Annotated in this window: 27 protein-coding genes; 21 read left to right on the top strand and 6 right to left on the bottom strand. The window is 66.9% G+C overall.

The genetic code is table 11. The features are described 5' to 3' along the window. Positions 1 to 85: 85 nt before the first annotated feature. Complete coding sequence (locus AB7O82_RS02445) at positions 86 to 1879, bottom strand: CpXC domain-containing protein (protein WP_428618565.1); 1794 nt, start codon at positions 1877 to 1879, stop codon at positions 86 to 88. A gap of 138 nt (positions 1880 to 2017) precedes the next feature. On the opposite strand from AB7O82_RS02445, the gene AB7O82_RS02440 reads away from it, so the two are divergent. Further along, positions 2018 to 3076, top strand: coding sequence for a redoxin domain-containing protein (locus AB7O82_RS02440; protein ID WP_428539194.1), 1059 nt, complete (start codon positions 2018 to 2020; stop codon positions 3074 to 3076). Between the two features lie 96 nt (positions 3077 to 3172). Here the strand turns inward: AB7O82_RS02440 and AB7O82_RS02435 are convergent, their stop codons facing one another. Then, positions 3173 to 4606 carry an ATP-binding protein gene (locus AB7O82_RS02435; RefSeq protein WP_428539196.1) on the bottom strand — a complete coding sequence of 478 codons (1434 nt, stop codon included), beginning with the start codon at positions 4604 to 4606 and terminating at the stop codon, positions 3173 to 3175. Next, entirely contained in the window at positions 4603 to 5322 is a 720-nt protein-coding gene (locus AB7O82_RS02430; RefSeq protein WP_428539198.1) for a response regulator, read from the bottom strand. Before AB7O82_RS02430 ends, AB7O82_RS02435 begins: the two co-directional genes overlap by 4 nt. Positions 5323 to 5599: 277 nt before the next feature. Between AB7O82_RS02430 and AB7O82_RS02425 the strand changes: the two genes are divergently transcribed. The 11 genes from AB7O82_RS02425 (at position 5600) to AB7O82_RS02375 (ending at position 13918) form a co-directional block, all read left to right on the top strand. Continuing rightward, positions 5600 to 6187: an adenylate/guanylate cyclase domain-containing protein gene (locus tag AB7O82_RS02425; RefSeq protein WP_428539200.1), complete on the top strand. Its 588-nt coding sequence runs from the start codon at positions 5600 to 5602 to the stop codon at positions 6185 to 6187. A gap of 211 nt (positions 6188 to 6398) precedes the next feature. Beyond that, on the top strand, positions 6399 to 6848 hold the full coding sequence (locus tag AB7O82_RS02420; protein WP_428539202.1) for a (2Fe-2S)-binding protein: 450 nt from the start codon (positions 6399 to 6401) through the stop codon (positions 6846 to 6848). 17 nt (positions 6849 to 6865) lie between these two features. Then, positions 6866 to 9049: a molybdopterin cofactor-binding domain-containing protein gene (locus tag AB7O82_RS02415; RefSeq protein WP_428618563.1), complete on the top strand. Its 2184-nt coding sequence runs from the start codon at positions 6866 to 6868 to the stop codon at positions 9047 to 9049. Next, positions 9049 to 9342 carry a c-type cytochrome gene (locus tag AB7O82_RS02410; protein ID WP_428539206.1) on the top strand — a complete coding sequence of 98 codons (294 nt, stop codon included), beginning with the start codon at positions 9049 to 9051 and terminating at the stop codon, positions 9340 to 9342. The genes AB7O82_RS02415 and AB7O82_RS02410 overlap by 1 nt, the downstream gene beginning before the upstream one ends. 4 nt (positions 9343 to 9346) lie before the next feature. After that, the gene (locus tag AB7O82_RS02405; RefSeq protein WP_428618561.1) at positions 9347 to 10615 is read left to right on the top strand and encodes an FCSD flavin-binding domain-containing protein; all 1269 of its coding nucleotides are present in this window, start codon (positions 9347 to 9349) and stop codon (positions 10613 to 10615) included. Positions 10616 to 10671: 56 nt separating this feature from the next. Further along, complete coding sequence (gene soxX, locus AB7O82_RS02400; protein ID WP_428618558.1) at positions 10672 to 11115, top strand: sulfur oxidation c-type cytochrome SoxX; 444 nt, start codon at positions 10672 to 10674, stop codon at positions 11113 to 11115. Positions 11116 to 11340: 225 nt separating this feature from the next. Beyond that, positions 11341 to 11799 carry a SoxY-related AACIE arm protein gene (locus AB7O82_RS02395; protein ID WP_428539212.1) on the top strand — a complete coding sequence of 153 codons (459 nt, stop codon included), beginning with the start codon at positions 11341 to 11343 and terminating at the stop codon, positions 11797 to 11799. Then, positions 11799 to 12119, top strand: coding sequence for a thiosulfate oxidation carrier complex protein SoxZ (gene soxZ / locus AB7O82_RS02390; RefSeq protein WP_428618555.1), 321 nt, complete (start codon positions 11799 to 11801; stop codon positions 12117 to 12119). The genes AB7O82_RS02395 and soxZ overlap by 1 nt, the downstream gene beginning before the upstream one ends. Then, positions 12116 to 12889: a sulfur oxidation c-type cytochrome SoxA gene (gene soxA, locus AB7O82_RS02385; protein ID WP_428539217.1), complete on the top strand. Its 774-nt coding sequence runs from the start codon at positions 12116 to 12118 to the stop codon at positions 12887 to 12889. Before soxZ ends, soxA begins: the two co-directional genes overlap by 4 nt. Positions 12890 to 13088: 199 nt before the next feature. Next, positions 13089 to 13361, top strand: a complete 273-nt coding sequence (locus AB7O82_RS02380) for a hypothetical protein (RefSeq protein ID WP_428539220.1) — start codon at positions 13089 to 13091, stop codon at positions 13359 to 13361. A gap of 65 nt (positions 13362 to 13426) precedes the next feature. Then, positions 13427 to 13918 carry an Lrp/AsnC family transcriptional regulator gene (locus AB7O82_RS02375; RefSeq protein ID WP_428543950.1) on the top strand — a complete coding sequence of 164 codons (492 nt, stop codon included), beginning with the start codon at positions 13427 to 13429 and terminating at the stop codon, positions 13916 to 13918. A 218-nt stretch (positions 13919 to 14136) separates the two neighbouring features. On the opposite strand, the gene AB7O82_RS02370 is transcribed toward AB7O82_RS02375, so the two are convergent. Next, on the bottom strand, positions 14137 to 14382 hold the full coding sequence (locus tag AB7O82_RS02370; RefSeq protein WP_428543952.1) for a toxin-antitoxin system HicB family antitoxin: 246 nt from the start codon (positions 14380 to 14382) through the stop codon (positions 14137 to 14139). Beyond that, positions 14379 to 14792, bottom strand: a complete 414-nt coding sequence (locus AB7O82_RS02365; RefSeq protein ID WP_428618552.1) for a putative toxin-antitoxin system toxin component, PIN family — start codon at positions 14790 to 14792, stop codon at positions 14379 to 14381. The genes AB7O82_RS02370 and AB7O82_RS02365 overlap by 4 nt, the downstream gene beginning before the upstream one ends. A 159-nt stretch (positions 14793 to 14951) precedes the next feature. Here AB7O82_RS02365 and AB7O82_RS02360 point away from each other — a divergent pair, with 159 nt between their 5' ends. From AB7O82_RS02360 to chrA, 3 genes are read left to right on the top strand one after another with little or no spacing between them, the layout of a single operon-like run. Then, positions 14952 to 15746, top strand: a complete 795-nt coding sequence (locus AB7O82_RS02360; RefSeq protein WP_428543956.1) for a class II aldolase/adducin family protein — start codon at positions 14952 to 14954, stop codon at positions 15744 to 15746. Beyond that, complete coding sequence (locus AB7O82_RS02355; RefSeq protein ID WP_428543958.1) at positions 15747 to 17588, top strand: ABC transporter ATP-binding protein/permease; 1842 nt, start codon at positions 15747 to 15749, stop codon at positions 17586 to 17588. It begins immediately after the preceding gene. Between the two features lie 14 nt (positions 17589 to 17602). Beyond that, positions 17603 to 18820 carry a chromate efflux transporter gene (chrA, locus tag AB7O82_RS02350; RefSeq protein ID WP_428543960.1) on the top strand — a complete coding sequence of 406 codons (1218 nt, stop codon included), beginning with the start codon at positions 17603 to 17605 and terminating at the stop codon, positions 18818 to 18820. 12 nt (positions 18821 to 18832) lie between these two features. Here chrA and AB7O82_RS02345 read toward each other — a convergent pair whose 3' ends face one another. Beyond that, a complete protein-coding gene (locus AB7O82_RS02345) occupies positions 18833 to 19999 on the bottom strand; it encodes an acyl-CoA dehydrogenase family protein (RefSeq protein ID WP_428543962.1) in 1167 nt (388 codons plus the stop codon). Positions 20000 to 20060: 61 nt separating this feature from the next. Here AB7O82_RS02345 and AB7O82_RS02340 point away from each other — a divergent pair, with 61 nt between their 5' ends. The 6 genes from AB7O82_RS02340 (at position 20061) to AB7O82_RS02315 (ending at position 26070) form a co-directional block, all read left to right on the top strand. Beyond that, positions 20061 to 21029, top strand: coding sequence for a Bug family tripartite tricarboxylate transporter substrate binding protein (locus AB7O82_RS02340; RefSeq protein WP_428543964.1), 969 nt, complete (start codon positions 20061 to 20063; stop codon positions 21027 to 21029). 1 nt (position 21030) lies between these two features. Continuing rightward, entirely contained in the window at positions 21031 to 22197 is a 1167-nt protein-coding gene (locus AB7O82_RS02335) for a cobalamin-independent methionine synthase II family protein (protein WP_428543966.1), read from the top strand. Positions 22198 to 22261: 64 nt separating this feature from the next. After that, complete coding sequence (locus AB7O82_RS02330; protein WP_428543968.1) at positions 22262 to 23257, top strand: hypothetical protein; 996 nt, start codon at positions 22262 to 22264, stop codon at positions 23255 to 23257. 76 nt (positions 23258 to 23333) lie between these two features. Further along, complete coding sequence (locus AB7O82_RS02325; RefSeq protein WP_428543970.1) at positions 23334 to 24548, top strand: site-2 protease family protein; 1215 nt, start codon at positions 23334 to 23336, stop codon at positions 24546 to 24548. Between the two features lie 90 nt (positions 24549 to 24638). Next, positions 24639 to 25106, top strand: a complete 468-nt coding sequence (locus AB7O82_RS02320; protein WP_428618549.1) for a DUF2267 domain-containing protein — start codon at positions 24639 to 24641, stop codon at positions 25104 to 25106. Between the two features lie 85 nt (positions 25107 to 25191). After that, entirely contained in the window at positions 25192 to 26070 is an 879-nt protein-coding gene (locus tag AB7O82_RS02315) for a DNA-binding protein (RefSeq protein WP_428543974.1), read from the top strand. Positions 26071 to 26307 lie beyond the last annotated feature (237 nt).

Genomic DNA, 26307 nt, shown 5'->3' with positions numbered 1-26307 from the left:
GACGCCCCGCGGGTCGCATAAGACGCGACACCTCCCCAAGCTTCACTTGGGGAGGAGATGAGCGCGCCGCGGCCCTGTCGCGCTTTCAGGCCAGGCCAGTCGTCGGAAGATCGCCGATGAGGACAGCGGCGAACACCGGTGCGCCGCCGTTCTGGACGGGCGTTCCGACATTGGCGTTGAACCAGGCGACGACGTCGTCGGGGATCGAATGGCGGCGTTCGTCGTCCGGGCTGAAATAAAGCGCATACAGCTCGGAGAAGAACTCGAAGTAGGACATCGCAGCGTAGGTCGACGGCAAGAAGCCGTTCACCATGTCGAGCGCTGCCGTGTCGACGACCATGGGCCAAGCGTACCAGTAGTTGGCGAAGAAGGCCTTGCTGCCATCGGCGCTGCGCTGCCAGTCGCGATTCGAATCGAACCAGTTGCTGGTTGATTTCTCGCACGCCAGCCGCGGCCCGAAATCGGGGCTGTTCCAGAGGTGGCCCGGCGGCAACTGATAGGGCGGCGGCGGGCCCCAGCTGCGTCCCGGCCCCAGCGACGCCCGCACGGCATCGCGAATCTGGCGCCGTGTCTCGCCCGGAACGTTGGACCAGTCGGGCACCATCATCTGGATCCATTGTTCGAGCTGGGCGCTGTCCTTCGGGTCGAAGTAGCGCCAGCCGAATCGCTCGGCGACCCATCGGGTTGCCATGCCGTTCCGGGCGGCGTCGAGCTGGGCCATGACGGCGTGGCCGATCTCGTGGCGCACCGTGCTGTCGAACAGCGCCGGCGCGCTCTCGATGTAGGCGTCGCCGAGCTCGATCTCGCCGGACCACTGGTACAGGCCGCCGCCCTGGAACTGGTTCACGTTGAGCCGCAGCAGCTTGGTGTTGCCCTCGACGTTCAGCGGCGGCAAGGCCTCCAGCACGTCCCAGATCCGGGGAATGTCGTCGGTCGCGAGGTTCACCGCCCACTCGTCCTCGAGGCCCTTGTCGAAGCGGATCTCGAACAGCCTGTCGAGCAGGGCCTCGTCCGGCGGCTGCAGCTGGCGAAAGAAGTCCCTGAGATCGCGCAAGTCGCGCTTGGCGACGCCCGACAGGTGGCTGCCGCGCGGCAGGTCGCGCAGCATGCGCCGGAAGTCGGCGGAGCCCGAATCGACCGGGCCGCCCTGGCGCGCGCGCCCGGCGAAGGTCCGCAAGAGCGCCGAGGCGTCGTTGGGCGGCGACCAGCGCCCGAAATTGATCCAGGCCGCCGGCGGCGCGGCGAAGATGCTGCTCTCCTGGTGGACGGCTGCGAAGGTGGCCTGGATCTCCGTGCTGCTGCCGATGACGCGATCGACGATCGTGCGATCGATCCGGATCTCGTAGCGCTCCGGGTCGTGATCGTAGAACGCGGTGAAGCGCACGGTCGTGCCGTCGACGGACTCCAGGACGACGCGCAGCCTGGAGCGTTGCATCAGCACCGGATGATCCTCCAGGGCATAGGCCTTCAGCACCTCGACGATGCGATCGTCGAAGCCGGCGTCCTGGGCGACCAGTTTCTCGCGCAGCTCCTCGAGGCCGAACACGGTGCGCGTCAGGCGGTCGCCGTCGCTGCCATAGGGCTGGGGCACCTGGGCCAGCAGGCCTTCCAGGACCTCGGGGCCGCGCGCGTAATCCGGTCGGCTGCGCGGCGTGGCGACGAGAATGAAGGTGTTCTTGCCGCGGTGCATGTACAGAAGCTTCTTCTGGACGGTCCACGCCGTGTTGCAGCGCGGGCAGTGCACCCGGTGCAGGTCGCGCGCGAGCACGCGCTCCCTGAGCTCCGGAAACCGATCGACGTTGATCGTATCGACGAGGCTGGCGAACACCCTGGTGTCGCATTGTGGGCAAACGACCGCTGTGGTCTGGAAGATCGACATCTCGAATTCCCCCCATGCCAGTGAAACGACAGCACCATGGTAGCACGGACGTGGACAAGTACGCGTGGCCGGGTCAAGTCCGCGTGAGGCTTCGGGGCTGGCCTTTCACCGGTTGGCGAAGTGTGCTTGGCTGCCGGCATGACGACGATCCTGACGCCGACCGACGAGCATACCGTTGCCACGCGCGACGGTTTGTGGATGAGCGCCAACGATGCCGAGCGGGTCACCGGCTGGACGCTGAAACCCGAGGGCATGTGCCGAGGCGATCTCTGCGTGCCGCTGCCTGCCCAGGCGGTGCTGGGTGGCGAGGTCGACCTCGAAGCCTTCTGGAAGACGCTGGGCGGTCCGGTGATCGCCAGCGACGCCGGCGAGGTGTGGGCGCTCGGCGCGCCGGCCGAGGAACGTAACGCGGCGCTCGAAGGCCTCGAGGCGCCGGACTTCACCTTGCCCGATGTCGATGGCACGCCGCGCACGCTGTCGCAGTTGCGCGGCAGGAAGGTGTTCCTCGCCACCTGGGCCAGTTGGTGAGGCTGCCGCTTCGACTTGCCCGTGTGGCAGACCCTCTACGATGAGCTGAAGGACAAGGGCTTCATGGTGGTGGCCGTGGCGGAGGAAAGCCGCGGCGCCGACCATGCGCGGCCGTGGATCGAGCAGGCCAGTTCGTCCTACTGGCAACTGATCGACGTCGAGCATCGCCTGAGCGATCTCTACAATCTCGTGAACGTGCCGCAGGCGATCTGGATCGACGAGCAGGGCCGCATCGTGCGGCCACCGGAGACGGCGGGCTCGACCGATCACTTCCGCCGCATGAACCTCGAGACCCGGACGATGGCGCCGGAAGACCAGGCGGCGCGGCTTGCCGCCCGCCAAGCCTATCTCGATGCCGTGCGGGACTGGGTGCTGACCGGCAAGCACGCCTTGCCGGCCAGGGACGCGCGCTCCGGCGTGCCGCGCGTCACGGACGAGATCGCCGAGGCAAGGACGCGCTTCCGGCTCGGCGTCTGGCTGCATACCCACGGCCTCAAGGCCGAAGGCGATCGCCAGATGGACATCGCCAGCAACCTGCATCCCGATTCCTGGAGCATGTGGCGCCAGGCCGCCGACCTCGACGAGGTCGGCAAGGCCTCGGGCCCGGGATTCTGGAAGCGCGTGCTGGCATTGGGCGACAAGCCGTATTACCCGCCGCCCAAGCTCTAGCAGGGACGCGTTCTTCCGGACCGTGCGCGAAGCGCGCACTCATCGGAGCGCTTTCAATTGCGCATCCGAGCGCGCGGTCCGCAAGCACGGCCTGGTCTAGTCGAGCAGCGGCAAGCTGATCGTGGCTTGCAGTCCCTTCGGGCGATTGCAGAGGACGACGTCGCCTCCGTGGTGACGGGCGATGGCCCGGGCGATGGACAGGCCGAGCCCGACGCCGCCAGTCTCGCGATTGCGCGAATCTTCCAGGCGATAGAACGGCGCGAAGACCTGCTCCATGGCCGCATCCGGGATGCCCGGCCCGTTGTCCTCGACGACGATATCGATGCTCTCGGCGGTTCGTCGCACGCGTACGCGTGCACATTCGCCATAGCGGACGGCATTCTCGACCAGGTTGCGGATGGCGCGCCGCAGCGCATCCGGCCTGCAGCGGTAGTTGATCGCGGCTCCTTCAATGAACGAGACGTTGTGGCCAAGTTCCGCCAGGTCGTCGCACAGGCTTCCCACCAGGGCGGACAGTTCGACGGCGCGGGTGGCTTCAGCCGTGGCCTCCTCACGCACGAAGGCGAGGGCGGCCTCCGTCATCGTCTGGATCTCGCCGATGGTCTTCAGCATCTTCTCCTGGACATCGGGATCGGTGACGAACTCGGCGCGCAATCTCAGGGAGGTGAGCGGCGTTCGGAGGTCGTGGCTGATTGCCGCCAGCATGCGTGTTCGATCCTGGACAAAGCGCTCCAGGCGCTCCTGCATGCGATTGAAGGCCTCGGCTGTCTGCCGGATGTCGTCCGGTCCCGACTCGGGCAGCGGCTTGACGGCTTCGCCGCGGCCGAGAGCCTCCGCCGCGACAGCGAGGCGGCGCATCGGCCTTGCGATGCTCCGTGCGACGAAGATGGCGATCAGCGACAGGATGGCCGCCGCTATGCCGAACGAGATTGTGGTCTGCGATGTCCATGGGGAGTTCGGAATCGTCTTGGAATAGGCCGCATTGAGCCAGGCGCCCGACTCGAGGCGGACCGCGATGCCCAGACCTTTGGAGTCGTCGAGATAGAGAAATTTCGCGGGTCGCGAGAGCGGCCATGCGTGCGCCGGAAGCGTCACCCAGGTCAGGTGCGCCATCGCTGCAGCGGCGGCGACGATGCTGCCCGAAGGTTGAGAGGCCTGCGGTGCCTGCCGCTCCAGTCGACGCCGGCCATCCATCGACTGCGACAACGTGGGCAGCGGCTGGGCGAGCACGGTCCAGGCCTCGTGGCGCCAGGCAGTGCTGTCGACCGGTTCATCGGGAGAAATCCAGAACCGGGTATACGCCGTGTTGCTGGCATTGAGGATGTCGTTGTCGAGCGTCGATGGCGTCGTCTCGAGGAGCTGGGCCAGCGACGCCGTTCGAACGAGGAATTCGTTCTTGGCGGCCAGGTAGAGGGCCCGACCGCGCTCGTCCCACGAGATCATGAAGCCGATGACTTGTGAAAGTCCCAGGGCGAGCAGCATCGCGCAAATGATCTGCGCGGCAAGGCTCCTTGCCCAAAGACGCCTCATGCCTCCTCCACGTCGGCGGTGAAGCTGTAGCCGCCGCCCCAGTGTGTCTTGATCAGCATGGGCGTCTTCGGATCGAGCTCGATCTTCTTGCGGAGCCGACTGACCTGATTGTCGATGCTGCGGTCGAAGGCCTCGGCCGCGCGGCCGGCGGTGAGGTCGAGGAGCTGGTCGCGAGTCAGCACGAGCCCGGCGTGGTCGAGGAAGGCCTTGAGCAGACGGAACTCGGCCGTGCTCAAGGGCACTCCGACATTTTCCGAGCTCACCAGTTCGCGCCGTCCCACATTGAGATGCCAGCGATCGAAGCGGATCATCCTGGCCTTCAGCTTGTCGCGCTGCGGCGGGAGGCTGTTCACGCGCCGCAGCACCGCCTTGATGCGCGCCAGGAGCTCACGAGGATTGAACGGCTTCGTCAGATAGTCGTCGGCGCCGATTTCGAGGCCGATGATCCGCTCGGTCTCCTCGGCCATGGCGGTCAGGAAGATGATGGGCAGGTTCGTCGTGCTGCGCAGATGGCGGCAGACGGAAAGGCCGTCCTCTCCCGGCATCATGATATCGAGCACGACGAGATCGGGGGCGCTGCGCTCCATGAGCCGGCGCAGCGCGGCGCCGTTCTCGGCGACGCTGACGCGATAGCCGTGCTGGCTCAGGTACTTGCCGACGAGATCGCGAATGTCACGATGGTCGTCGACCAGGGCAATGTGCGGTACGGGTTCCATGGCGTCGTCCAATCGACCAGTGAATTACTGCAACGTGCAGGAAGGCGCCCCAAAAAAAGTTTATCAGAATGTGTCGGCGAGCGGTTCTGGGACACTCGGTGACTCAAAACACTGCTCGCGGACAGACCCCTGCGACAGATGCCTCCCATATTGGCGCTGGCAGATCGATAACCAGGGGCCGAACATGAGGCACGGACAACCCGACTCGAGTCATCGACTCTCCTTCCCGATGCCGTGGACGTCAGACGGGTCGAACCTGACCCGCGGTTGGCCGCAGATGGAGCCGGCTTTCGGCATCGTGCTCTTTGCCGATATCGTGGGATTCACCGCGCTGTCCGAAGAGATCGATCCAGCCGAGGTCTTTGCCCTCCTGTCCGGCTTTCATCGGGAAATGGCCGCGCAGATCGCCGACCATGGCGCGACGCTCGACGACCATGTCGGTGACGGCGCAGTGGCGATGTGGATCGCACAGGGTCCGGAGGTGCCGATGCTGCAGGACGCGATTTCTTGTGGCTTCGCCATGCGCGAGGCCATGGAGAATTGGAACCGCGACCGCCCTGCTGCGCTGCCCGCGGCCCGCATCGGTATCGGAATGCATGCCGGTCCACTGGTCGTCGGAGCCATCGGGCTGCCGGGACGCGGCAAGCTCGGCGCCTTCGGAGACACGGTGAACGTCGCCAATCGGATCGAGCGGATGACCCGCACACTTGGCAGCAGTCTCGTCGTTTCCGACGATCTCTTTCGGTTGCTCGCCACGGAGGCGCCCTCCGACGAACGGATTGACCTGTTTCCGCGCGTGTTGACGGCTCGTCTGCCGGGGCGCGGCCGTCCAATCAGGCTTCGTCCCGCGCTGTCCATCCGCTGAGCGGGCAGACATGTATCAATGTTTGCAAGCGGGTTCGGGCGCGACAACTGGCGACAAAGGGCGCGATTGGCCGGCACAGTTCTGCGACAAAGCGGTGCGAATGTCCGTCTCGCGACAATCACACATCCGTGAAATCGGTGCGGTCGCTGGCCGCTCGCGGAGCGCTCGGCTAGGCTCCGGCCACACTTATCCATTGAGACGGGAGACCGGGATGGCTGTCCTCAACGTCAACGGCAAGTCCGTGAACTTCACCGCCGATCCGCGCACGCCGCTCTTGTGGGTGCTGCGCGAGCAACTCGGCCTCACCGGCACCAAGTACGGTTGCGGCATCGCCCAGTGTGGCGCCTGCACCGTGCACATCGACGGCGTGGCGACCCGCTCCTGCCAGGTGCCGCTGAACTCGGTCGGCAACCGCAAGGTGGTCACCGTCGAGGGGCTCGCCGCCAACGGCACGCTGACCAGGATCCAGGAAGCCTGGGTCAAGCTCGACGTGCCCCAGTGCGGCTATTGCCAGAGCGGCATGGTCATGGCGGCGACGGCGTTGCTGGCGGCGAAGCCGCAGCCGACCGATGCCGACATCGATGCGGCGATGACCAACATCTGTCGCTGCGGCACCTATCAGCAGGTGCGCGAGGCGATCCACGCAGCGGCCAAGGCGTGAGAGAGGAGGGACGTACCATGACGATTCAAACCTCGCTCGGCCGCACCTCGCTGCGTCGCCGCAACTTCCTGGTGAGCGCCGCCGCCGTCGCCGGCGGCTTCTCGCTCGGCATGCGCCTTCCCGTCGGGGACGGCGCCGCGCACGCCGCCGAGGTCAAGGAGATCAACGCCTGGGTGGTGATCCACCCCGACGACAGGGTGGTGATTCGCATTGCCCGCTCGGAGATGGGCCAGGGCACGCTGACCGGCCTCTGCCAGCTGGTCGCCGAGGAGCTCGAGTGCGACTGGAAGAAGGTCACCTGGGAATATCCCACTCCAAACGAGAACCTGAAGCGCAGCCGCGTGTGGAGGAACTTCTCGACCGGCGGCAGCCGCGGCGTCCGCGAAAGCCAGCAGTACGTCCGCGAGGGCGGCGCCATGGCGCGCGAGATGCTGATCGCCGCCGCCGCGGCCGACTGGAAGGTGCCGGCGTCGGAGTGCAAAGCGTCGGAGAGCGTGATCACGCACCCGTCGGGAAAGAAGACGACCTTCGGCGCAGTCGCCGCCGCGGCCGCGCAGCTCGAGCCGCCCAAGCAGGTCAAGCTCAAGGACCCCAAGGACTGGAAGATCGCCGGCAAGCCGCTCAATCGGCTGGACACGGTCGACAAGGTCACCGGCAAGCAGATCTATGGCATCGACCTCACCATGCCCGGCATGCTGGTCGCGACCGTGCGCGCCTGTCCGGTGATCGGCGGGAAGCTCAAGAGCTTCGACGCAGCCCGGGTCGAGAAGATGCCCGGCGTCAAGAAGGTCTTCGCCATCGACGGCAACGCCGTGATCGTCGTGGCCGATACCTACTGGAATGCGCGTACCGCGCTCGCCGCCCTGCGGACCGAATGGGACACCGGCAAGCTCGCCGAGGTCCAGACCGAGACCATCACCGCGATGCTGAAGGAAGGGCTCACCGCCACGGAGGCCTTCGTGGGCAACAAGGTGGGCGATGCCAAGGCGGCGATCGACGGCGCGACGAAGAAGGTCGAGGCGACCTACAGCTTCCCCTACCAGCATCACGTCACCATGGAGCCGATGAACGCCACGGCGCGCTACACCCCCGAGAAGTGCGAGGTGTGGTGCGGCACGCAGAACGGCGAAGCGGCGATGGCGGCGGCGGCGGAGGCGTCCGGCCTGCCGGTCGCCCAGTGCGACGTCCACAAGCAGCTGCTGGGCGGCGGCTTCGGCCGGCGCGGCCGGGCCGACTACGTGCGCCAGGCGGTGCTCGCCGCCAAGCAGATGCCGGGCACGCCGATCAAGCTCATCTGGTCGCGCGAAGAGGACATGACGCACTGCCAGTACCATCCGACCACGATGTGCAAGCTCACGGGCGGTCTCGACGCGCAGGGCAACCTGGTCGGCCTGCATGTCCGCATCTCGGGCCAGTCGATCCTGGCCTCGCTGCTGCCGCAGAACCTGCAGAACGGCATGGACCCGGTGGTGTTCCAGGGCCTGATGGCGGGCGGCGTCGAATCCGCCTATGGCTACACGGTGCCGAACCTGCTGATCGATCACGCCATGCGCAACCCGCACATCACGGCGGGCTTCTGGCGCGGCGTGAACACCAACCAGAACGCCATCTACATGGAATGCTTCATGGACGAGCTGGCGGAAGCCGCCGGCCAGGATCCGCTGGCCTTCCGCCTCAAGATGCTGAAGCCGAAATGGGCCGCCGTGCTCAAGGCGGCGGCCGACAAGGCGGGCTACGGCAAGCCGCTGCCGGCCGGCCACTTCCACGGCATCGCCCAGGTGATGGGCTACGGCAGCTACGTCGCCGGCGTCGCCGAGGTCTCGGTGAGCTCCGACGGCGCGCTCAAGATCCACAAGATAACGGCGGCCACCAATCCGGGCCATGTGGTCAACCCGGCGCAGATCGAGCGCCAGGTCGCGGGCTCGTTCGCCTACGGCCTGTCGGCGGCGCTGTACGGCGAGATCACCGTCAAGGACGGCGCCGTCGAGCAGACCAACTTCGACAGCTACAACCTGATGCGCATCGACGAGATGCCCAAAGTCGAAACGGTCCTGGCGCCGACGCACGACTTCTGGGGCGGCGTCGGCGAGCCGACCATCGCCGTGGCGGCACCGTCCGTCCTGAACGCGATCGCCAAGGCGACGGGCAAGCGCGTGCGCGACCTGCCGCTGATGCATCACGAGCTGAAGAAGGGCGCCTGATGCGACGAGCACTTCTGCCTGCGCTGGCTGGCGCGCTCCTGCTGGCCGGCGCGGCAGAGGCGGCCGAGCCGCCGCCGGGCGCGAGCTCCTGCACGGGATGTCACGCGCCCGTGAAGGTGGCCGATTCGGTCATTCCCCGCATCGCCGGACGCAAGGCGACGGACATTGTCACGGCAATGCGCGAATATCGCAGCGGCGCCTGGCCGTCGAGCGTGATGGGCCGCATCGCCAAGGGATTCGACGATGCCCAGATCGACGCCATCGCGGCCTGGTTCGCCGCCCGGCCGGAGTAGGGCCATGGCGTCGCGGCGCAGCTTTCTCAAGCTCGGTCTGGCCGCCGGCCTGGCTCCGGCGGTCGCCCCGTCGATCGCCTCGGCACAAGGCGCCGGCCGGGTCGTCGTCGTGGGCGGCGGCTTCGGCGGCGCCACCGCGGCGCGCACGCTGAAGGCGCTCGAGCCCAAGCTCACGGTCACGCTGGTCGAGCCGAACGCGACCTACACCGCCTGCCCCTTCAGCAACAACGTGCTGGCCGACCTGCGGTCCATCGACCAGCAGCAGTTCGGCTACCAGGGTGTGGCCAAGGCCGGCGTCACGGTGGCGCAACTGTCGGCGACGGCGATCAACGCATCCGCGAAGTCGGTGACGCTGTCCGACGGCAGCACGCTGGCCTACGACCGCCTGGTGCTGTCGCCGGGCATCGATTTCGACTGGAATGCGATCCCGGGCTACAACGAGGCGGCGGCGCAGATCATGCCGCATGCCTGGAAGGCCGGCGCCCAGACCGTCCTGCTGCGCCAGCAGCTGCAGAACATGGACGATGGCGGGCTGGTGGTGATCTCCTCGCCGGCCAATCCCTTCCGCTGCCCGCCGGGACCCTACGAGCGCGCGAGCCTGATCACCTACTGGCTGAAGATCTGGAAGCCGAAGTCGAAGCTGCTGATCCTCGATTCGAAGGACGCGTTCTCCAAGCAGCGCCTGTTCCAGAATGCCTGGGCGCAGCTCTATCCCGGCATGATCGAATGGGTGTCGCTGTCGAATGGCGGCAAGGTCACCGCGGTCGATCCCACGACCCTGACCCTGGTCACCGATTTCGGGCGTCACAAGGCCGCGGTCGCGAACGTGATCCCGCCGCAGAAGGCAGGCGCGATCGCGCACCAGGCCGGTGTCGCCGATCGCACCGGCTGGTGCCCGGTCGAGCCGGTCGCCTTCGAATCGACCCTGCAGCCCGGCATCCACGTTCTGGGCGATGCGGCGATCATGGGCGGCATGCCGAAGTCGGCCTTCGCCGCCAACGCCCAGGCCAAGGTGTGTGCCGCCGCCATCGTCAACCTGCTGGCCGGCCGCAAGCCACAGGATCCCATCCTGATCAACACCTGCTACAGCCTGGTCGCGGCCGACTACGGCATTTCCGTCGCCGGCGTCTATCGACCGAACAAGGGCGTGCTGGCGGACGTTCCAGGGGCCGGCGGTGTCAGCCCGCTCGAGGTCGTCGGCGGCTTTCGCGGTCAGGAGGCGCTGTACGCCAGCAGCTGGTTCCGCACGATCACCGCCGAGGTATACGGCTGACGGGCATGGCGCGGACATGGGGGCTCCCGGCAAGGGAACGAAGTCGACGGAAAAAGTTGTCACCTGCGGCGCTCGCACTCCTGCTGACCCTGGCGGCGCCCGCCGCCTCCGCGCAGGAGCCGCTTCGGCCCTACACCGTCAGCGGCGACGCCATCGCTACGTCCCTGACCGGGCGGCCGGGCGATGCCGCGCGCGGTCGGGCGATCGTCGCCAACCGCAGCGTCGGCCTCTGCCTGCTCTGCCATTCCGGGCCGATCCCGGAGGAACGCTTCCAGGGCACGCTGGCGCCCAGCCTGGCCGGCGCGGGCGCGCGCTGGTCGGAAGGCCAGCTGCGGCTGCGCATCGTCGACGGCCCCCGTCTCAATCCCGACACGATCATGCCGGCCTACTACCGGACCACCGGGCTGCAGCACGTCGCCAGGCCGTTCGTCGGCAAGACCGTCCTGACCGCCGAGCAGGTCGAGGATGTCGTGGCCTATCTGGTGACATTGAAAGAGTGAGGGCTTTGATTTTTCTTTCTCCTCCCCAGCTTCGCTGGGGAGGTGTCGTCGTTTTACGGCGACTGAGGGGGCGTGGTCTCTTTTGACCGGGGGCGTCCCGCGCGTTCATGATTGATCATGCATCATGAGCGGGCGGGACGCCCGCAGTCCATGACCCCTCCGTCAGCGTAAGACGCTGACACCTCCCCAGCAGAGCTGGGGAGGAGTAGATGGGAGTGCGCGCGAATGACGACATGTAGACTCCAACGACGCTCCTTCCTCGCCGGTACGGCGCTGGTGACGATGCTGCCGGTCGCCGCCGCGCGTGCCACGCCCGAGACGATGGCGGCCGCCATCCGGGAGGTCGTCGGAGATGCCACGGTCCGGGAAGGCAAGGTCGCGCTCGACCTGCCGCCGCTGATCGAGAACGGCAACGCCGTGCCGCTCACCGTGTCGGTCGAGAGCCCGATGAGCGAGGCCGACCACGTCAAGGCGATCCATGTCTTCAACGAGAAGAACCCGCAGCCGCACGTCTTCGATGCCACGCTCGGGCCGCGCAACGGCAGGGCCGTCATCGGCACCCGCATCAAGCTCGGCGATTCGCAGAAGATCGTGGCCATCGCCGAGACGAGCAAGGGCGAATTCTGGAGCGCGAGCGCCGACGTGATCGTCACCCTGGCGGCCTGCCTCGAGGAGATGACCTGATGGCCAACGTGATGATCAACGTCCCCAAGACGGCCAGGCGCGGCGAGGTGATCGAGATCAAGGCCTTGATCCTTCACCCGATGGAGACCGGCTTCCGGCCGGGCACCAACGGCCGCATCATCCCGCGCAACATCATCGAGCGCTTCACGGCGACCTGGAACGGCAGGGAGGTCTTCAGCATGGCGATGTCGCCGGCGGTCGCCGCCAACCCGTTCGTCTCCTTCTTCGCCGTGGCGAGCGAGAGCGGCACCATCGCCCTGCGCTGGACCGGCGACGAGGACTTTGCCGTCGAGGAGCAGGTCGCGATCACCGTGGGATGAAATCCGCGCGCGCCGCCCTGGGGCTCGTCTCGCTGTTCATCGCCACCTATGCCGTGGCGCAGGGCGCGCTGGAGACGCGGCGCTCCGGCTACCAGGACATGGGACCGGCCCTGCGGAAGATGCAGGATGACGACAGCGCCAATCCCGGCATGCTGTTCGTCCAGCTCGGCGGCGAGGCGTGGAGCAGGCCTGCCGGGGCCAGCGGCACGTCGTGCGCCGACTGCCACGGTCCTGTGAGCGGCATGAAGGGCGTCGCCGCCCGCTACCCCGCGATCCCGCCGGGCGCCGACAGGCCTGTCGACCTTGCGGGTCGCATCAACCTTTGCCGCACCGGCCGGCAGCAGGCCGAGCCGTGGCCGGCGGAAAACCGCGATCTGCTGGCGCTCGAGGCCCTGGTCGCGCATCAATCGCGCGGTGAGCCGATCGCCCCGCCCGCCGATCCGCGCCTGGCGCCGTTCCGCGAGCGCGGCGCCGAGATCTACCGTCGCCGCCAGGGACAGCTGAACCTGAGCTGCGCCCTCTGCCACGACGACAATGCCGGCAAGCAGCTTGCCGGCGTGGTCATCCCGCAGGCCCATCCGACCGGCTATCCGATCTATCGCCTGGAATGGCAGGGGCTGGGCTCGCTGAAGCGTCGCCTGCGCAACTGCCTCGTCGGGGTGCGCGCCGAGGCCTGGCCTCTCGATGCCTTGGAGTACGTCGAGCTTCAGGCTTACTTGATGGATCGCGCTCGCGGCCTGAAAATCGATTCGCCGGCGGTTAGACCCTGATCAACGCCGATGCCATCGGTCGAGAACATCCCCCTGGAGAGGCTCGCCAACGCCGAAGCTGCTTTAGGGCCTGACCTTCGCCCCGGGAGCGAATTTTTCTCCTGGCGAGGCACCCAACAGACGATTCTCCTGTGCTGCCAATCAACAACGGCTGCCCGTTTCATTGCCCGCCCGATCGGTCGGACCCTACAGTCGGACCATGCCGAGCCTCGCCAACCAGTTCGTCGAGCGCGCCGCGCGCTACTTCCTTGGTTCGCAGGAAGTGCCCACGCCGTGGACGATCTCGGCTGGCGGCCGCAGCGTCGGCTCGCTGGTCTGCGAGCCGGGCGACTGGCGCCTGGCCCGGTTGCCCCGCGCCGACCGGCGGCTGCTCGCCTATGGCGGCCAGGTCGACGGCGACATCGAGGCGCTGGCCGACCTGCTGAGCGCGCGGTTGGGCGCTCCCGTGCGGCTCGAATCGCTGCCGACCTGAAGTCCTGTTGAGATTTTCGACCGCAGGCTCGACAGTAGCCCAGCCCAGCTCGCGAGTGACCGATCATGGACGCCATCGACAGGAAGATCGTGGCCCTCCTGCAGGAGGATGCCAGCCTCTCGCTGGCGCAGATCGCCCATCGGGTCGGTCTGTCGCAAAGCCCGTGCTGGAAGCGCATCCAGCGCCTGGAGAAGGCGGGCGTCATCCTGCGCCGCGTGGCGCTGGTCTCGCCGGAATCGATCGGTCTCGGCCTCACCGTGTTCGTGTCGATCGAGACCGGCGATCATTCGTCGGCCTGGCTCGCCAGGTTCGCCCAGACCGTGACCGCGATGCCCGAGGTCATGGAGTTCCACCGCATGGCCGGCGACATCGACTACATGCTGCGCGTCGCCGTGCCCGACATGAAGGCCTACGACACGTTCTACAAGAAGCTGATCGATACCATGCCGCTCAAGAACGTGACCTCGCGCTTCTCGATGGAACGCATCAAGTCGACCACCTCCTACCCGCTCGCGATCGAGGCGAGAAACCCCAAGGACGCAAAGAAGAAGGTCTAAAATCTGCTCCTATGAAGTTCAGGGCGGGTACCACCCCGATTTTCTCGGCATCGTGGTGCGCGCCGGGCGTGCTGGGTGCCTCCCCAGCGAATCTGGTGCAGGTGTCGGTGTCTTGGCTGACCAGCCTCCGCCTGCGCGAAGCCGCTTCGGCTTCGCGCAGGCACGCGGATGGGTCGTGAGTCGGGCGGCGCAGCACGCCCTAGAGGTCGCCATGGCACCTATTTCGTGTCGTCCGGGCGCGGTGGCTCACCGCCTTTCCGGCGCATCAGCTTGTCGAACACCTTCATGTCGGCGCGAGAACGACGTTCAGCGAACCAGGTCATCGTGTTCAAGGACGAGACCTTCTGGGCCACGGCAAGCGCGATGAACTGGTTCACGCTGATGCCCTCGCGCTTGGCCAATCGTTCGACCTCGGCGCGCAGGCTCGCCGGCAGCCGCAGAGGATAGGTCGCTGGCGGTTTCATTGCGTGATTCTCCTCAATGCGTCGCGCGGAAGCAGAACCTCGATGTCGAACTCGCTGGCGACCGTTCCGAAATCCTTCCGATTGAAGGTTACGATCGCGTCGGCTTGGCCATTGATCGCGGCATCCAGCACCATGTCGTCGTTCGGGTCGCGCAATCGGCCGCGCCAAAGGTAGTGACCCTCGACTGCCTCGACCAGTTGAGCGAGCGCATCGAGAAACTGCCTTGCCTCAGACCGGCTCAGGCCGGCAACTTCTCGATGTTCGGCACGTTGGCAGACCGCCTCGTACTCTATGAACATCGCGACCGTTGCCAGCAACACGAGTCGCCGCGAGCGAGCCGCCATCAGCAGCGCTGCTGACGCGCCCGCAGGGCTACGCATTCCAGCGACGACGACATCTGTATCGAGCACGACTCTCACGATCTCCGATACCATATATGATATGATATCAAGTGGCTGCTCCGGCGGTTTCCGCAAGCTTGCGGCTTCGAAGGGCGGCACGTCCGTGCTGGAGCTTGCCCGCAGGCCGGTCTACGGTCGCGAAACCGCCGATCAGCCAGGAGCGTTCCCGTGTCCGTGCATGCCCTCAAGACAGCCAAAGTCGCCGATCTTCGCGCCAAGGTCTCGCCCGAGGAGTGGCAGGCAAGGGTCGATCTGGCGGCAGCCTATCGCCTGGTCGACCTCTATGGCATGTCCGACCTGATTGCCAACCACATCTCGGTGCGCGTGCCAGGCGAGCCCGATGCCTTCCTGATCAACGCCTACGGGCTGCTCTACGAGGAGATCACCGCGTCGAGCCTGCTCAAGATCGACCACGAGGGCAACATCCTCGCCAAACCGGATTTCGGCGGCCTCGACTACGGCGTCAATCGCGCCGGCTTCGTGATCCATAGCGCCATCCACATGGCCAAGCCCGAGGTCGCCTGCGTGATGCACACCCACACCTGGGCGGGCATGGCGGTTTCGACCATGGAATGCGGCCTGCTGCCCAACACCCAGACCGCGATGCGCTTCGCCAGGATCAGCTATCACGACTACGACGGCGTGGTGATCGACACGGCGTCGCGCGAGGCCCTGGTCCGGGACCTGGGCGACAACAACGCCCTGATCCTGCGCAACCACGGCCTGCTGACGACCGGCGCCACCATCCCCGAGGCGTTCAACGCCATGCATCGGCTCGAGCTCGCCTGCAAGACGCAGATCGCGGCGATGTCGTGCAACACCAGGCTGATCGAGGTCCCGGCCGACGTGGTCGATGCCACCTACATGAACTACCAGCCGCATGTCCGCCGGCCGTTCGGCGTGCTCGACTGGCCGGCCCTTCTGCGCAAGCTCGATCGCATCGATCCGAGCTTCCGCGACTGAGTGAGCGCGCGGCCCTCCTCGCTTCGCGCCTTCGCCGCCATCGCCTGCGGCTACTGGACGGCGCCCGGCTATCGCACCGTCGCCTGGTCCCTCACGGCCGGCATGGTGCTGTTCGGCGTGATCAATGTCGCGATCGCGCTCTGGCTCAATGTCTGGAACCGCGACTTCTTCGACGCCCTGGAGAAGCGTGACACCGTCCAGCTGGCCGAGCTGGTCTACGTCCTCGCCGCCATCGTCGTGTCGGCGGGCATCTCCGTCGCCCTCCACCTGCACATCAGGCGGCGCCTGCAGATCAACTGGCGGACCTGGCTCACCCATGTGACGACGCGGCGCTGGCTGCACGCCGGCCGCCAGTACCAGCTCGGCCTACTGGCCGACGATTGCGACAACCCGGACGGACGCATCGCCGAGGACATCCGCATTTCCTGCGAGCTCGCCGTCGAGTTCGCGCAGAGCATCCTGCAATGCTTTCTGCAGCTGATCACCTTCCTCAGCGTGCTGTGGGTGCTCTCGGGCGAGCTGCCGATCAGGATCGGCTCCACGGAGTTCTCCGTGCCGGGCTACATGGTGTGGGCGGCCGTGCTCTACGCCCTGTTCGGCTCGATCCTCACCTATGCGCTGGGCAGCGGCCTGATCGCGGCGGGCAATGTGCGGCAGGGCCGCGAGGCCGACGTTCGCTCGGTGCTGATCCGGGCGCGCGAGAATGCCGAGGGCATCGCCCTGATGCGGGGCGAAGCCGACGAGCGCGAGCGGCTGCGCGACGCCATGTCCCAGCTCGGCACTGCCTGGCACGCCCAGACGCGCGGCCAGGGCAGCCTGGCGCTGCTCACCAGCTCGCTTGCCTACATCGCGCCGGTCGTGCCGCTCATACTGGCGCTGCCGCGCTATCTTGCCGGCGATATCCAGCTCGGCGGCCTGATGCAGACGGCGCAGGCTTTCTCCAACGTGCAATGGGCGCTGTCGTGGGTGATCGACAACTTCCCGCGCTTCGCCGACTGGCGCGCCTCGACCGACCGCGTGGTCCATCTCCACGCCGCGCTGCACGATCTCGAGGAGGACGCCGAGGCAGGAGACGGCGAGCGCATCGAGGTGACGCCAGGCCGGTCCGACCGCCTGATCCTGCGCGAGGTCGGCCTGTCGCGGCCCGACGGCGAGGCGCTGGTCGCCGAGGCCGAGGTCGAGATTCGGCCCGGCGAAAGGGTGCTGATCCGCGGCCAGTCGGGCAGCGGCAAGAGCACGATCATGCGCGCCATCGCCGGCGTCTGGCCGTGGGGGCGCGGCGCGGTCGAGCTGCCCAAGGCCAGCATCGCCTTCATGCCGCAGAAGCCGTATTTCCCGCTCGGCACCTTGCGCGAGGCCATCCTCTATCCCGAGCGGCCGGAGGGTTTCAGTGACGAGGACCTGCGCGAGGCCCTGCACAAGGTAGGTCTCGATCATCTGCGCGGGCGGCTCGGCGAGACCGAGCGCTGGGATCACATCCTGTCGGGCGGCGAGCAGCAGCGCGTCGCCTTCGCCCGGGTGCTGATCCAGAAGCCGGCCTGGGTGTTCATGGACGAGGCGACATCGGCGCTCGACGAGGCCGGCCAGGCCAACGTCATGCGGCTCCTGGCCGAAGACCTGCCCAGGACGGCGGTCGTCAGCATCGGCCATCGGCCAGGCCTCGAGGCGTTCCACACCCGCGAGCTCGTGCTCGAGCCGGGCAAGCAGGGCGCCCAGCTCAAGGCGCGCGCCGACCGGCTGAACCTGCGCGACCTCTACCGCCGCATGGCGGCAACCAGCCGGGCCGAGTCGGCCGCGCCGGGGTTCTGGTCGGGCTTCCGCAGGACGCTGATCGGCCGCTAAAGAGAAGCGACGTCATGAACGATACGACCGAAACACCCGAGGTTTCCTCGCAGGACTCCGCCTGGACGGTCTTCCTCGCGTTCCTGCGGCTGGGGCTCACGAGCTTCGGCGGGCCGATCGCCCATCTCGGCTTCTTCCGCACCGAGTTCGTCGATCGTCGCCGCTGGCTCAACGAGGACCACTACGCCGACGTCGTCGCACTCAGCCAGTTCCTGCCGGGGCCCGCCAGCAGCAAGGTCGGCATCATGATTGGCACGATCCGGGCGGGTATCCCCGGAGCGCTCGCCGCCTGGCTCGCCTTCACCATGCCGTCGGCACTGGCGCTGATCGTCTTCGGCTACGGCGTGACCGCGCTCGGCGACCTTTCCGGCGCGGCCTGGCTGCATGGGCTGAAGATCGTGGCGGTGGCGGTGGTCGCCCAGGCAGTGTGGGGCATGGCGAGGAATCTCTGCCCCGATCGCGAGCGGCTGGCGATCGCGGCGGCTGCGACGGTGGCGGCGCTGGCCGTTCCGTCGACGATCGGCCAGGTCGGGGCCATCGTTCTGGGTGGCCTGATCGGCTGGCGGTTCCTGCCGGGCGAGGTCGTGCCGCTGATTCCGCTCCCGATCCGCATCAGCAGGCTGTGGTCGGTGGGCTCGATCGTCCTGTTCTTCGTGCTGCTGATCGGGCTGCCGTTGCTGGCCTCGTCGACCGGGGATCAGCTGCTGGCGGTGTTCAACGCCTTCTACATGTCCGGCTCGCTGGTGTTCGGCGGCGGCCATGTCGTGCTGCCGCTGCTTCAGGCGTCCACCGTTCAGCCGGGCTGGGTGAGCAACGATGCCTTCCTCGCGGGATATGGCGCCGCGCAGGCCGTGCCGGGACCGCTGTTCACCTTCGCCGCCTATCTCGGCACCGTCATGGGGCCGCAGCCCAGCGGATGGCTGGGTGGCCTGTTCTGCCTCATCGGAATCTTCCTGCCGTCCTTCTTCCTGGCGATCGGCCCGTTGCATTTCTGGAACTGGATCCGCCAGCACCCGGTCATGAGGTCGGTCCTGAAAGGCGTGAATGCCGCCGTCGTCGGGCTCCTCCTGGCGGCGCTCTACAATCCAGTCTGGACCAGCGCGATCGACGGCCCGGCGGACTTCGCCATCGCCGTCGTGGCGCTCCTGCTGCTCGTTTCCTGGAAAGCCGCGCCCTGGCTGGTAGTCATCCTGGGCGCGCTTGCGGCTACCGGCGTTGGTCTATTGGCCTGACGATGACATGAGTCACGCCGGCTTCGGTTTGCCAAGCAGATGGTCGGAGATGATGCGCTGCTGAATCTCCGAAGTGCCCTCGAAGATCTTGGTGAGCCGCGCGTCGCGCCAGTAGCGCTCGACGGCGTGCAGGGTGGTGTAGCCGGCGCCGCCGAAGATCTGCAGCGCCTCCGACGTCACGCGCTCGGCCATCTCCGAGGCGAAGAACTTCGCCATCGCCGCCTCCTTGTCGCAGCGCCGCTTCTGATCGATCTCGTCGCACACGAAATAGAGCAGCTGGCGCGCCGCCTCGATCTCGGTCGCCATGCGGGCCAGCCGGAAGCGGGTGTTCTGGAACTCGCCGATCGCCTGGCCGAACTGCCGGCGCTCCTGGGCATAGGCGGTGGCGTCCTCGAGGGCGCCGCGCGCCAGGCCGATCGAGCGCGCCGCGGTGTGGGCGCGCGCCCGCTCGAGGCCGGCCGAGATGTAGTAGAAGGCGCGGCCCTCCTCCCCGATCAGCGCCGAGCCGGGCAGGCGGCAATCGTCGAATGCCAGCTCCCAGGTCTTCCAGCCGAAATAGCCGATCTTGGGAATCGGCGCGCCCTTGACGCCGGGCGGCAGCGTGCCGCGCGGCTTCTCGATCAGGAAGGACGACAGGCCGACATGCTTGCGCCTGGGGTCGGGCGGATCGGACGTGCGCGCGACCAGCATGATGTAGTCGGCGCCGTCGGCGAAGGTGCACCAGTACTTGTTGCCGTTGATCACCCAGCCCTCGCCGTCGCGCCGCGCCCGGCAGGCGATGCTGCCGAGATCGGAGCCGACGTTCGGCTCCGACATCGCCGCGGCGCCCAGAAACTCGCCGCGGGCGGCACGCGGCAGGAACACCGCGCGCTGCGCGTCGGTCATGCCGCGGCCGGCCGAGAGCCCGTTGCCGCGCGCGATGATCGAGGCGACGCTCATCCAGGCACGCGCCAGCTCCTCGGTGATCAGGCAGTACTCGAACACGCCCAGCCCCAGGCCGCCGTACTGCTCGGGGATGACGATGCCGAAATAGCCCATGTCCGCCAGCTTCTGGATCAGCTCGCGCGGGATGTCGCCCTTCTCGGGATCGAGCCTGTTGGCGACCGGCAGCACCTCCTTCATGGCGAAGGCGCGCGCCGTCTCCTGGATCAGCCGGCGCTCGTCGGTCATGTACCCCATGGCAATTCTCCTTCCCTTGCCCCAGCATACTAGCCAACTTGAGGAACCTAGGGAGTTGCGGATGGTGCGGTGGTTGCTGGGCGTGGTCGTTCTCTTTTTCACAGCGGCATCGGTGCAGGCGCAGGACTGGCCCGCCGCGCGTCCGATCGTCATCTACATGGGCTTCCCCGCCGGGTCGGGCGTCGACGTCGTCGGGCGCCTGCTGCAGCCCTCGCTGGAGAAGACCCTGGGGCAGCGCATCCTTCTCGACTACAAGAGCGGCGCCGGCGGCAACCTCGCCTCCGAGACGGTCGCCAACGCCAGGCCCGACGGCTACGCGTTTCTGCTCGGCACCGCCGCCACCCACGGCGTCAACCCCGCGCTCTATGCCAGGCTGCCGTTCGACGTCGAGACCGACTTCACGCCGATCTCGACCATCGTCGACGTGCCCAACGTGCTGGCCATCAATCCGGCCGTGATCGACGCCAGGGACGTCAAGGACTTCATCGCCAGGGTCAAGGGGGCGCCCGGAAAATTCAGCTTCGCCTCGACCGGCAACGGCACCGGCACGCACCTGGCCTTCGCCGCGTTCAACGCCCAGGCCGGGCTCGACATGGTGCACGTGCCCTACAAGGGCGGGCCCGATGCCACCAACTCGCTGCTGAAGGGCGAGACCTGCTGCGTGTTCGCGCTGCTGCAGGCGATGATGCAGCACGCCAAGGCGGGCAAGGTACGCCTGCTCGGCGTGACCACGGCCAAGCGGGTCGCCGTCATGCCCGACCTGCCGACCATCGCCGAGCAGGGCCTGCCGGGCTACGAGAGCTTCATCTGGTTCGGAATCTTCGCCCCCAAGGGCCTCGATCCCGCGATTGCCGCCAGGATGAACGCCGCGCTCAAGACGGCGATCGAGGATCCCGATATCAACGCCAAGCTGGTGGCACTCGGCAACACGCCACGCTACGAGACGCTCGAGCAATTCAAGGCGACCGTGAAGCGCGACCGCGCCCGCTGGGCCGAGGTCGTGAAGGCAGTCGGAGCCAAGGTGGACTGACATGAAGCACAGCAACGAGCGAATCCTGACCACCCATGTCGGAAGCCTGCCGCGCAACCCTGTGCTCAGCGAGCTGCTGATCCGCGACGAGGCCGGCGAGACAGTCGACAAGGCCGCGCTGGCGCGCGAGGCCGAGGCCGCGGTGCGCCACGTCGTGGCCGAGCAGGCGTCTGCCGGCATCGACGTGCTGAACGACGGCGAGCAGCCGCGTGTCGGCTTCCAGACCTATGTGGCGCAGCGCATGACCGGCTTCGGCGGCGAGTCCAAGCGCCCGCGCTCGCCCGACTATACGAAGTTTCCGATATGGGCGGCGCAGACCGCCCGGCGGCTCGACCGGCGCGCCAAGGTTACCAACGCGCCGCAGGCCGTGGCCGATGTGGTCTACGACGACCTGACGGCGGCGCAGGAGGAGTGCCGCATGTTCCGCGCGGCCCTGGACGGCCTGGCGAAGCCGCCGGTCGAGGCCTTCATGACGGCGGCCTCGCCCGGCATCATCGCCACCACGCTCCTCAATGCGCACTACGACAGCCACGAGGCCTATGTCTTCGCGCTGGCCCGGCAGATGCGGAAGGAATACGAGCTGATCGCCAAGGACTTCCTGCTGCAGATCGATGCGCCGGACCTCGCCATGGAGCGCGGCGTGCTGTTCCAGGACAAGAGCAACGCCGAGTTCGTGAAGATCGCCGAGATGCACGTCGCGGCGTTGAACGAGGCGCTGGCCGGCATCCCGCCCGAGCGCGTGCGGCTGCATTGCTGCTGGGGCAATTACGAGGGCCCGCACCTGCACGACATCCCGATGCGCGAGATCCTGCCGGTGCTCTATGGCGCCAGGGTGGGAGGTCTCAGCATCGAGTTCGCCAACCCGCGTCACCAGCACGAGTACGCCGCGCTGAGGAAGAACAAGCTGCCGGACCGTTTCGTGCTGCTGCCCGGGGTGATCGATTCGCTCACCAACTTCGTCGAGCATCCCGAGGTGGTGGCCAACCGCATCTGCGAGGCGGTCGACGCGGTCGGCGACAGGAGCCGCGTCATCGCCTCGGTCGATTGCGGCTTCGGCACCTTCGCCGGCAGCCAGTTCGTCGCCGAGGACGTGGTGTGGGAGAAGCTCAAGGCCTGCCGCGAGGGCGCCGACATCGCGACCAGGAGATTGTGGGGCAAGGCTTCCTGAGGGCACGCTGCGCGGGGAAGGCCGCACCGTTCTCATCGGGCAGATTGCCGCGCCGAAACACGAGATGCGCCGATACATTACCAACATCGTGCTGGCCGCCGTATCGACCCTGATCGCCGTCGGCGGCTGCGAAGCGGGCCTGCGGATTCTCTATCCTCGGGGCGCCCTCGGATCCGGCGTGGAATTAGCGTTCCTCCGTGAACGGAGTGCCGCATGGATGTCGGCCCTCATGGTTCCCGATGAGGAAATTGGCTTCCGGCCGAAACCGGGCGTCGCTGGCGGCTATGACAGAGATGGCCTGCTGCGCCGATCGCTCGCGAATGGATCGGCTGTACGCCGGAGAATATTGTTCCTGGGCGATTCGGTGACGGCCCGCGGTCGCATCGTCGATGCCATTCGAGAGCAACTGGGCGATCCGGAGACCGAATACCTCAACGGGGGCGTCGAAGCCTTCAATCTTGCGCAGGAGGTCGGCTTCTTTCTGAAGTTCCAGTCCACGGTCGAGGTGAACCACATCATTCACCAGGTTCATGGCAATGATCTTCGGGCTACGCCGATCGTGTTCAGGGATCAGACGGGCACGTTGAATGCCTATCTGACCAATTCTCCCAGACAGCACGTCAATCAGTGGCTGTTTCAGCACTCGTATCTTTACCGGATCGGCTTGGCGGCCTTCCTGTCGCAGGCGGCGGAATCGGATGGGTTCGCGGAAGCGCGCGACAGCTTCGCCCGCATGGCAGATTTCGCCGCCAGGCACGGCATCCGGTATGACGTCGTCCTGTTTCCGATCCTGGCGCCTGAAGCAGCGCTTTCGCCCACCGATCGCCGCGATTGGCAGGCATTGGAAAGAGCGTGTCGGGAGACCGTCTCGCAGTGTGTTTCGCTGTTGCCGGTGCTGGATCGAATGCTGGCTCGCGGCCGATCCGTCGAGGAGGTTCCGGGCGACACGTGGCATCCCAACGATGCGTTTGCCGCGGCCGCCGCGTCCTCGATCATCAGCGCCTTGGGATTGAAGGATGATCGGCCAGATCCCTCGTCATCGAAGACGACAGGTCAGTAGGCTCCGGCCTGTGCGGCATCCTCCAGGATCGTCGCCGGGCAAGAGCGACCGATGTTTCGGTCAGGAACGCCCGACGTTGACGCAGGTCAAGGCGGCACGCGTCCGTTTCCGCGGAAGCTATGTGCCCTTGGCAGACCACTTCGCGTCGCCTGGGAGCACATTGGTCATGATGGGATGGTCGCTTTCGCTCGGAGAGGTCGCCGGGACAAAGGTGCGGCTCCACTTCACGTTCCTGCTGCTCATTGCCTGGTATGGCTTTGCCGCAGCCATGCAAGGCGGCTTTGTCGCCGCTCTCGGCGCGGTCACCTTCATTCTCGCGGTCTTCGGCTGCGTGATCCTGCACGAGTACGGTCATGTCCTGATGGCGCGGCGCTTCGGAATCGCCACCCGCGACATCACTCTTCTGCCGATAGGCGGGGTCGCCACGACGGAGCGGATGCCCGAGAAACCGGGCCAGGAGCTGCTGGTGGCTCTCGCAGGACCGGTCGTGAACGCGGCGATAGCCCTCTTTCTCTTCGCCGCACTCGGCCGGCTCCCCGACGCGGAGTGGGTGGCGGGCATGGCGCGCGGCCAGGAGAACGGCTTCGTCGCGAACCTTGCCCTGGTCAACGTCATGTTGACGCTGTTCAACCTGATCCCGGCGTTCCCGATGGATGGCGGGCGCGTGCTCAAGGCTCTTCTCTCCCTTCGCATGGACAAGGTTCGCGCCACCCGGGTCTCGGTCCAGATCGGCCAAGCCATCGCCTTCGGCCTCGGCTTTCTCGGCCTGTTCGGCAACCCGATGCTCCTCTTCATCGCCCTTTTCATATTTCTCGCCGCGTCCCACGAGGGCTATGCAGCCGAGCTGGGCGAGGCCGCCAAAGGCGCGGCCGCGCTGGACGCGGCAATCACCGAGTTCTTGACGCTCGACATGCAGTCCACCGTGTCGCGGGCCGCCGAGTTGCTGCTGGCCACGACGCAGCGCGAGTTTCCGGTCATCGATGGCCTGGGGCGATTGACGGGTGTTGTCACCAGGGACGGCATGATCAGGGCCTTGATGACCCGTGGTCCCGATACGCCGGTGGTCGACGTCATGGAGCGCGACGTGGCGACCGTCGATCGGCAGGCACCCCTCAGCGAAGCCATCGCGAAGCTTCAAGGCGGCGGGCAGGCGCTGATCGGAGTGGTCGACACTGACGGCAGGCTCACCGGAATTATCACCCTCGAGAACCTTGCCGAATACCTGATGGTGGCCCAGGCCAGCCACGAGGTTCGGCGCCGGGATGGTGGGTTGAGCTCCGCCGCACGTTGACGGGAGCATTTCCCGCCGGTTGCGGTGTCGGCGCCATGCGGCAAGGTCACGCTTGACCTGCCTCAAACCAGACGTCGCTCCCCCGAGGTAATGGGTGGCCACCTCAACCCGATGAACGTCGCGGAGGGCGCCATGAATGTTCCAGGTGTCGCCACTTTCGAGCACACGATTCAGGAAACCAACGTCTGGCTCAAGGAACTCGTGGAACTGCTGCACCTCGAGAATCGGCACGATGCCTACAGTGCGCTGCGCGCCGTGCTGCACGCCCTGCGTGATCGCATGACGCCCGCGATGGCGGTGCATCTCGGCGCACAGCTTCCGATGCTCGTGCGCGGTCTCTACTACGAGGGCTGGCACATGGCGGGAAAGCCGACCAAGGATCGCACCGTGCAGGAATTCGCCGATCACGTCGCGCAGCAGTTGCCACCGCGGTATCCGATGGATCCGCTGACAGTGACCAAGGGGGTCTTCAGGCTCCTCTGGCAAAGGCTCGACCCGGGCGAGTCGGCGAAGATCATCGATCATCTTCCGTTGCCGCTGAGGGCATTGTGGCCGTAGATCGTGCTCGGCAGCGAGCTTTCATCCTGCGCGGGCGACTGCCGCGGGGGTGAAGGCAGGGCTCAACTGGCAGTAGGGTGGCGACATGCTCGAGCCGGCTGCACAATCGAGGCTGGCCCCGTTCAACCTGCTGGCCGCCGAGCGCCTGCGTGAGGCCGCGACGCTCCTCGCTCACCAGGACGACAGCCCCTATCGGGTCGCCGCCTATCGGCACGCAGCCGACGCCGTCGCCGCGCTCGAGACGGACGTGCGCGAGCTGTTCGAGGCCGGCGGCATCGCTGCCCTGAACGGGATCCCCGGCGTCGGCGTACGCATCGCGGGTGCCTTGGCCGAACTGGCGCGCACGGGGCGCTGGGCTTATCTTGAGCGGCTGCGCGGCTCGGCCGAGCCGCTCGATGTCTTTTGCACGATCCCGGGCGTGGGGCCGATCCTGGCCAAGCGTCTTCATGAAACGTATCACGCCGAGACCCTCGAGCAACTCGAGGCCGCCCTGCATGACAAGAGTGTCAAGCCGGTCTCTGGGCTGGGTCCGCGGCGGCAGGCGGCGTTGCGCGCCGTGCTGGGCCAGATGCTGGCGCGCATTCGCCCGGTTCGCATGCCGCCCGGCGACGAGCCGTCTGTCGACGACCTGCTCGATGTCGATCGCGAGTATCGGGCGAAGGCAGGGGCGGACCAGCTCCGGAAGATCGCCCCGAGACGGTTCAACCCGAAGGGCGAAGCATGGCTGCCGGTTCTCCACACGCGCCGTGGCCCATGGCATTTCACGGCGCTGTTCTCCAATACAGCCCGTGCGCATGAGCTCGACAGGGTTCACGATTGGGTCGTCATCTACTTCCACGCCGACAGCGGCGGCGAGGCGCAGCGGACCGTCGTTACCGAGGCGCGCGGGTCGCTGGCCGGACAGCGTGTCGTGCGCGGTCGCGAGCCGGAGTGTCTATCCATGTACGAGCGTGATGCACGCTGACGGCGCGAACAGGGTTTGTCTCGCGAGGAGAGGTGTTTCGGCGAGGTTTGCTATTGGCCTCTTGCCACGAGGGCGTCAGTTGAGAAGCTCCGCCGGTCAAGACGCGCGGCATAGGCGTCAAATCAAGCTTGGCCGAAAGCCCAACAAAATCCTCATCCTGAGGAGCGCCCGAAGGGCGCGTCTCGGAGGATGGGCCCCAACGGCGGTGCTCATTGCCCGTGCTGAAAACGCTTCGTT

It is taken from the genome of Reyranella sp. (genome assembly GCF_050185545.1).
GTDB lineage: Bacteria > Pseudomonadota > Alphaproteobacteria > Reyranellales > Reyranellaceae > Reyranella.
Note: the sequence above shows the minus strand (reverse complement) of the source record. Positions and strands in the feature narration are given on the sequence as shown.

Bases quoted from the DNA above. Each gene is read 5' to 3' on its own strand.
- AB7O82_RS02445 (WP_428618565.1), bottom strand. From the start codon at position 1,879: ATGTCGATCTTCCAGACCACAGCGGTCGTTTGCCCACAATGCGACACC.
- AB7O82_RS02435 (WP_428539196.1), bottom strand. From the start codon at position 4,606: ATGAGGCGTCTTTGGGCAAGGAGCCTTGCCGCGCAGATCATTTGCGCG.
- AB7O82_RS02430 (WP_428539198.1), bottom strand. From the start codon at position 5,322: ATGGAACCCGTACCGCACATTGCCCTGGTCGACGACCATCGTGACATT.
- AB7O82_RS02425 (WP_428539200.1), top strand. From the start codon at position 5,600: ATGGAGCCGGCTTTCGGCATCGTGCTCTTTGCCGATATCGTGGGATTC.
- AB7O82_RS02420 (WP_428539202.1), top strand. From the start codon at position 6,399: ATGGCTGTCCTCAACGTCAACGGCAAGTCCGTGAACTTCACCGCCGAT.
- AB7O82_RS02415 (WP_428618563.1), top strand. From the start codon at position 6,866: ATGACGATTCAAACCTCGCTCGGCCGCACCTCGCTGCGTCGCCGCAAC.
- AB7O82_RS02410 (WP_428539206.1), top strand. From the start codon at position 9,049: ATGCGACGAGCACTTCTGCCTGCGCTGGCTGGCGCGCTCCTGCTGGCC.
- AB7O82_RS02405 (WP_428618561.1), top strand. From the start codon at position 9,347: ATGGCGTCGCGGCGCAGCTTTCTCAAGCTCGGTCTGGCCGCCGGCCTG.
- AB7O82_RS02395 (WP_428539212.1), top strand. From the start codon at position 11,341: ATGACGACATGTAGACTCCAACGACGCTCCTTCCTCGCCGGTACGGCG.
- soxZ (WP_428618555.1), top strand. From the start codon at position 11,799: ATGGCCAACGTGATGATCAACGTCCCCAAGACGGCCAGGCGCGGCGAG.
- soxA (WP_428539217.1), top strand. From the start codon at position 12,116: ATGAAATCCGCGCGCGCCGCCCTGGGGCTCGTCTCGCTGTTCATCGCC.
- AB7O82_RS02380 (WP_428539220.1), top strand. From the start codon at position 13,089: ATGCCGAGCCTCGCCAACCAGTTCGTCGAGCGCGCCGCGCGCTACTTC.
- AB7O82_RS02375 (WP_428543950.1), top strand. From the start codon at position 13,427: ATGGACGCCATCGACAGGAAGATCGTGGCCCTCCTGCAGGAGGATGCC.
- AB7O82_RS02370 (WP_428543952.1), bottom strand. From the start codon at position 14,382: ATGAAACCGCCAGCGACCTATCCTCTGCGGCTGCCGGCGAGCCTGCGC.
- chrA (WP_428543960.1), top strand. From the start codon at position 17,603: ATGAACGATACGACCGAAACACCCGAGGTTTCCTCGCAGGACTCCGCC.
- AB7O82_RS02345 (WP_428543962.1), bottom strand. From the start codon at position 19,999: ATGGGGTACATGACCGACGAGCGCCGGCTGATCCAGGAGACGGCGCGC.
- AB7O82_RS02340 (WP_428543964.1), top strand. From the start codon at position 20,061: ATGGTGCGGTGGTTGCTGGGCGTGGTCGTTCTCTTTTTCACAGCGGCA.
- AB7O82_RS02335 (WP_428543966.1), top strand. From the start codon at position 21,031: ATGAAGCACAGCAACGAGCGAATCCTGACCACCCATGTCGGAAGCCTG.
- AB7O82_RS02330 (WP_428543968.1), top strand. From the start codon at position 22,262: ATGCGCCGATACATTACCAACATCGTGCTGGCCGCCGTATCGACCCTG.
- AB7O82_RS02320 (WP_428618549.1), top strand. From the start codon at position 24,639: ATGGGTGGCCACCTCAACCCGATGAACGTCGCGGAGGGCGCCATGAAT.
- AB7O82_RS02315 (WP_428543974.1), top strand. From the start codon at position 25,192: ATGCTCGAGCCGGCTGCACAATCGAGGCTGGCCCCGTTCAACCTGCTG.